General features: G+C 72.5%; 5 protein-coding genes. 1 reads left to right on the top strand and 4 read right to left on the bottom strand.

What is annotated here, in order from left to right:
* Positions 1-59 precede the first annotated feature (59 nt).
* From K4G64_RS38405 to K4G64_RS38390, 4 genes are all read right to left on the bottom strand, one after another.
* The gene (locus tag K4G64_RS38405) at positions 60-320 is read right to left on the bottom strand and encodes a hypothetical protein (RefSeq protein WP_221760486.1); all 261 of its coding nucleotides are present in this window, start codon (positions 318-320) and stop codon (positions 60-62) included.
* The gene (pfkB, locus tag K4G64_RS38400) at positions 317-1,264 is read right to left on the bottom strand and encodes a 1-phosphofructokinase (RefSeq protein ID WP_221760485.1); all 948 of its coding nucleotides are present in this window, start codon (positions 1,262-1,264) and stop codon (positions 317-319) included. The genes K4G64_RS38405 and pfkB overlap by 4 nt, the downstream gene beginning before the upstream one ends.
* Positions 1,261-2,022, bottom strand: a complete 762-nt coding sequence (locus tag K4G64_RS38395) for a DeoR/GlpR family DNA-binding transcription regulator (RefSeq protein WP_221760484.1) — start codon at positions 2,020-2,022, stop codon at positions 1,261-1,263. Before K4G64_RS38395 ends, pfkB begins: the two co-directional genes overlap by 4 nt.
* Positions 2,023-2,208: 186 nt before the next feature.
* Positions 2,209-3,717, bottom strand: coding sequence for an MFS transporter (locus K4G64_RS38390; protein ID WP_221760483.1), 1,509 nt, complete (start codon positions 3,715-3,717; stop codon positions 2,209-2,211).
* 62 nt (positions 3,718-3,779) lie between these two features.
* Here K4G64_RS38390 and K4G64_RS38385 point away from each other — a divergent pair.
* A partial coding sequence (locus K4G64_RS38385; RefSeq protein WP_221760482.1) for a YafY family protein occupies positions 3,780-4,753 on the top strand: 974 nt, incomplete at its 3' end.

Here is a 4,753-nt window from a genome sequence, read left to right as displayed (position 1 = left end):
GACCCACAGAGCCGGCCTCATGACCCACGGCGCGGGCCTCATGACAAACGGAGCCGGCCTCATGACCCGCGCTGCTCGTCGCGGGTCATGAGGCCGGCTCCGTTTGTCATGAGGCCCGCGCCGTGGGTCATGAGGCCGGCTCCGTTTGTCATGAGGCCCGCGCCGTGGGTCATGAGGCCGGCTCTGTGGGTCGTGAGGCCCGCGCCGTGGGTCATGAGGCCAGCTCTGTGGGTCGTGAGGCCCGCGCCGTGGGTCATGAGAACCGCTCCGTGGGTCATGAGGCCGGCGCCGTGGGTCATGAGGCCGGCTCCGCGGGTCATGAGGCCGGCTCCTTCAGCGCACGGTTTGCCGGGACCTCGGCCGTGACCGTCACCGCCGCCGGGTCCAGGTCGCGCGGCGTCGGCATCACGCTGCCGGGCAGCTGGACGGCCGCGGCGCCGTGCGCGACGGCGGAGGCCAGGGCCTCGGGGCCGTTGCCGCCGGCGATCAGGAAACCGGCGAGGGAGGAGTCGCCGGCGCCCACGTTGCTGCGGACGGCGGCGACGCGGGCGCTGCCGAACCAGGCGCCCTCGTCGGAGACGAGCAGCTGCCCGTCGGCGCCGAGGCTCGCGAGGACGGCCCGGGCACCCATCTCACGCAGTTCCTCTGCGGCCTTGACGGCGTCGCCGACGGTGGCGAGGGGGCGGCCGACGGCTCCGGCGAGCTCCTCGGCGTTGGGCTTGACCACGTCGGGCCGCTCACGCAGGGCGGCGAGCAGCGCGGGCCCGGAGGTGTCCAGGGCGATCCGTGCCCCGGCGGCGTGCGCGCGGGCGACCAGCTCGGCGTACCAGGAGGGGGCCAGTCCGCGCGGGAGGCTGCCGCAGCAGGCGATCCAGGAGGCGTCGCGGGACTGCTGCCGCACGGTCTCCAGGAGCAGTTCGCGTTCGGCGCCGGAGAGTTCGGGGCCGGGCGCGTTGATCTTCGTCAGGACGCCGTCGGACTCGGCGAGGGCGATGTTGGAGCGGGTGGCCCCGGCGACCGGGACGGGCGCGACCTCGATGCCCTGCTGGTCGAGCAGGTCGGCGACGAGTGCGCCGGGGGCGCCGCCCAGGGGCAGGACCGCCACCGTGCGCTGTCCGGCGGCGGCGACGGCGCGCGAGACGTTCACGCCCTTGCCGCCCGGGTCCATCCGCTCGCCGGTGGCGCGGATGACCTCACCGCGGTCGAGGGACGGCACCTCGTAGGTGCGGTCCAGGGACGGGTTGGGGGTGACGGTGAGGATCATGCGCGCACTACTTCCGTGCCGCCGCGCTCGATCGCGACGGCGTCTTCGGGGCTCAGCCCGCTGTCGGTGATCAGCAGGTCCACATCGCTCAGGTCACCGAAGCGGGCGAAGTGCTCCTGGCCGTGCTTGGAGGAGTCGGCGAGCAGCACCACGCGGCGGGCGGCGGCCACGGCCGCGCGCTTCACCGCGGCCTCGGCGAGGTCGGGGGTGGTCAGACCGTGCTCGGCGGAGAAGCCGTTGGCGGCCACGAACAGCACGTCGGCGCGGATCTCGCCGTACGCCCGCAGCGCCCAGGCGTCCACGGCGGCGCGCGTGCGGTGCCGTACGCGCCCCCCGATGAGGTGGAGTTGGATGCCGGGGTGGTCGGCGAGGCGGGCCGCGATGGGGAGGCTGTGCGTGACGACCGTGAGGGAGGCCTCCAGCGGGAGGGCGGCGGCCATCTTGGCCACCGTCGTCCCGGCGTCGAGGATCACCGTGCCCTCGACGGGCAGTTCGGCGAGGGCCGCCTTGGCGATGCTGTCCTTCTCGTCGGCGGCGGTCGTCTCGCGCTCGGCGAGGTCCGGCTCGAAGTCGAGGCGCCCGGCCGGGATGGCCCCGCCGTGCACCCGGCGGACGAGTCCGGCGCGGTCGAGGGCCTTGAGGTCACGGCGGATCGTCTCCGCCGTCACCTGGAACTGCTCGGCCAGCGACACGACATCCACTCGGCCGCCGTCACGGGCGAGCCGGAGGATCTCCTGCTGCCGCTCCGGTGCGTACATGTCCGTTCGCCTCCGCCTCATGCCCGAACGTGTGGTTTCAGCGGGAGGCTACGCCGAGATTTCCGCAAAGTAAACAGGTTCGGACGCAATCGGGCACAGACAGAAATGCGGGCGGGCCCGGCACCCGAGGGTGCCGAGCCCGTACTCCCTGTTCGCCGCACCTCAGGCGACCAGCACCGGCCGCCCCTAGGGGACCAGCACCGGCTCCGTGTTCCCGACCGGCGCCTGCTCCCCCTCCACGTGCTGCGCGGGCCGCTTCGGCAGCGCGAACATCAGCAGGAAGATGGCGCCCAGCACCGCGGCGACGTAGCCGAGCGCGTTCTGGAAGGCGTCCGCGAAGGCCGGGCCGATCTGCTCGGGCCGCAGATGGTCGGAGATCGTGCCGAAGAACACCACCGACACCAGGGCGAGCCCGAGCGCGTTGCCCATCTGCTGCACGGTGTTGATCAGCCCCGACGCCGAACCGGCGTGCTCGCGCGGCACCTCCGAGAGGATCGCGTCGGTCAGCGGCGCGACGATCAGGCCCATGCCGACGCCCATCACCACGAGCGGGAGCGCCATCTGCCAGGGAGCTATGTCCATGCCGTAGTGCCCGGACTCCCAGATGTAGAGCAGCACCCCGATCGCCATCACCAGCGCGCCCGCCTGGAGCACCTTGCGGCCGAAGCGCGGGACCAGCTTCTGCACCGACATCCCGGCGGCCACCGACACCGCGATCGAGAACGGCACCCCGGTCAGCCCGGCCTTCAGCGGGCTCCAGCCCAGTCCGAACTGCATGTACAGCGTCCACACCAGGAAGAACACGCCGAGGGCGACACCGAAGACGGTCTGTACGGCGATCCCGGCCGCGAAGCTCTTGACCTTGAACAGCGACAGCTCGACCAGCGGGGAGCCGTCCCGCGCGGACTTGCGCCTCTCGAACGCCACCAGCACCGCGAGGACGACGAGCGAGCCGGCCATCGAGACGTACCCCCACACCGGCCAGTCCAGCTCGCGGCCGCGGATGAGCGGGTAGAGCAGCATCAGCAGGCCCAGCGTCACGAGCGCGACACCCACCAGGTCCAGCTTGAGGGCGCGCGGCGCCTTGGACTCGGTGATGAAGCGGCTGCCGAGGAGCAGTCCGGCGACACCGACGGGCAGGTTGATCAGGAAGATCGACCGCCACTCCCAGCCGAACAGGTTCCACTCCGTCAGCAGCGCGCCCAGCAGCGGCCCGGATACGGCCCCGAGACCGACGACCGCGCCGAACAGCCCGAACACCTTGCCCCGCTCGTGCGCCGGGAAGGTGGCGTGCACGATCGACAGCACCTGCGGCACCATCAGCGCGGCCATGCCGCCCTGCAGGAAGCGCGAGGCGACCAGCATCTCCGGGTTCACCGCGAGGCCGCACAGCGCGGAGGCGACCGTGAATCCGCCGATGCCGACGAGGAAGATCCGCTTGCGGCCGTGGATGTCGCCGAGCCGTCCACCGGTGATCAGGCCCGCGGCGAAGGCGAGGGCGTAACCGGCGGTGATCCACTGGATCTGGCTGAAGGAGGCGCCGGATTCCCGCTGGATCGACGGGATGGCGATGTTGACGATCGTCACGTCGACGAGGTCCATGAAGGCCGCGGTCATCACGATCGCGAGGGCGAACCAGCGCCGGCGGTCGGTCCCGCCGCCTGCCGTGCCGAGAGTGGTGTCGGTGGAGTTCATGCTTCGAAGGTAGCCCCCCATTAGGTCAGATTGTGTCCTACTGGTGCGGCATCCTCGTCGGTATGACGACGGACACTCCGGCTCGGCTGCTGACCCTCCTCTCCCTCCTCCAGACGCCCCGCGAATGGCCCGGCGGCGAGCTCTCCGAGCGGCTCGGGGTCTCCCGCCGCACGGTCCGGCGGGACATCGACCGACTGCGCGAGCTCGGCTATCCCGTACAGGCGACCAAGGGCGCCGACGGCGGCTACCGGCTGGTCGCCGGCAAGGCCATGCCGCCGCTCGTGCTCGACGACGAGGAGGCCGTGGCCATCGCGGTCGGGCTGCGCGCCGGGGCGGGGCACGCGGTGGAAGGCCTGGACGAGGCGTCGGTGCGGGCGCTGGCCAAGCTGGAGCAGGTCCTGCCGGGCCGGCTGCGCCACCGCGTGACCACCCTCCAGGCCGCGACCACGCCGTGGACCAGCGGGGACGGGCCGAGCATCGCGCCCGAGACCCTGACCGTCATGGCCTCGACGGTGGCCGGGCACGAGCGGCTGCGGTTCGCCTACCGGGCGGCGGACGGCACGGAGACCCGGCGCCTGACGGAGCCGTACCGGCTGGTGTCGACGGGTCGCCGCTGGTACCTGGTGGCGTACGACATCGACCGGGACGACTGGCGCACCTTCCGCGTCGACCGGGTCAGCGAGCCGTTCGCCACCGGGGCACGCTTCGTACCGCGCGAGCTGCCGACGGGGAACGCGGCGGAGTACCTGCGGCGTTCGATGCAACGGCAGCAGCAGGTCTACGACTTCGAGGTCACGTTCGCCGCCCCGGCCGACTTCGTCGCGGCCCGGGTACCCCACTGGCTGGGCACGCCCGAGCCGTTGGACGACGGCAGCTGCCGGCTGCGGGGATCCGTCGGGGACGCGGTGCAGTGGGTTGCGTTCCGGCTGGCGATGCTGGAGTGCGACTTCGTGGTGCACGAGCCGGAACAACTCGTCACGGCCGTGAGGGAGTTGGGGGCGCGGTTGAGCAGGGCGGCGGCCGGAGGGGACGCGGG

It is taken from the genome of Streptomyces sp. WAC04114, assembly GCF_019733245.1.
Taxonomy (GTDB): Bacteria; Actinomycetota; Actinomycetes; order Streptomycetales; family Streptomycetaceae; genus Streptomyces; species Streptomyces massasporeus_A.
Note: the sequence above shows the minus strand (reverse complement) of the source record. Positions and strands in the feature narration are given on the sequence as shown.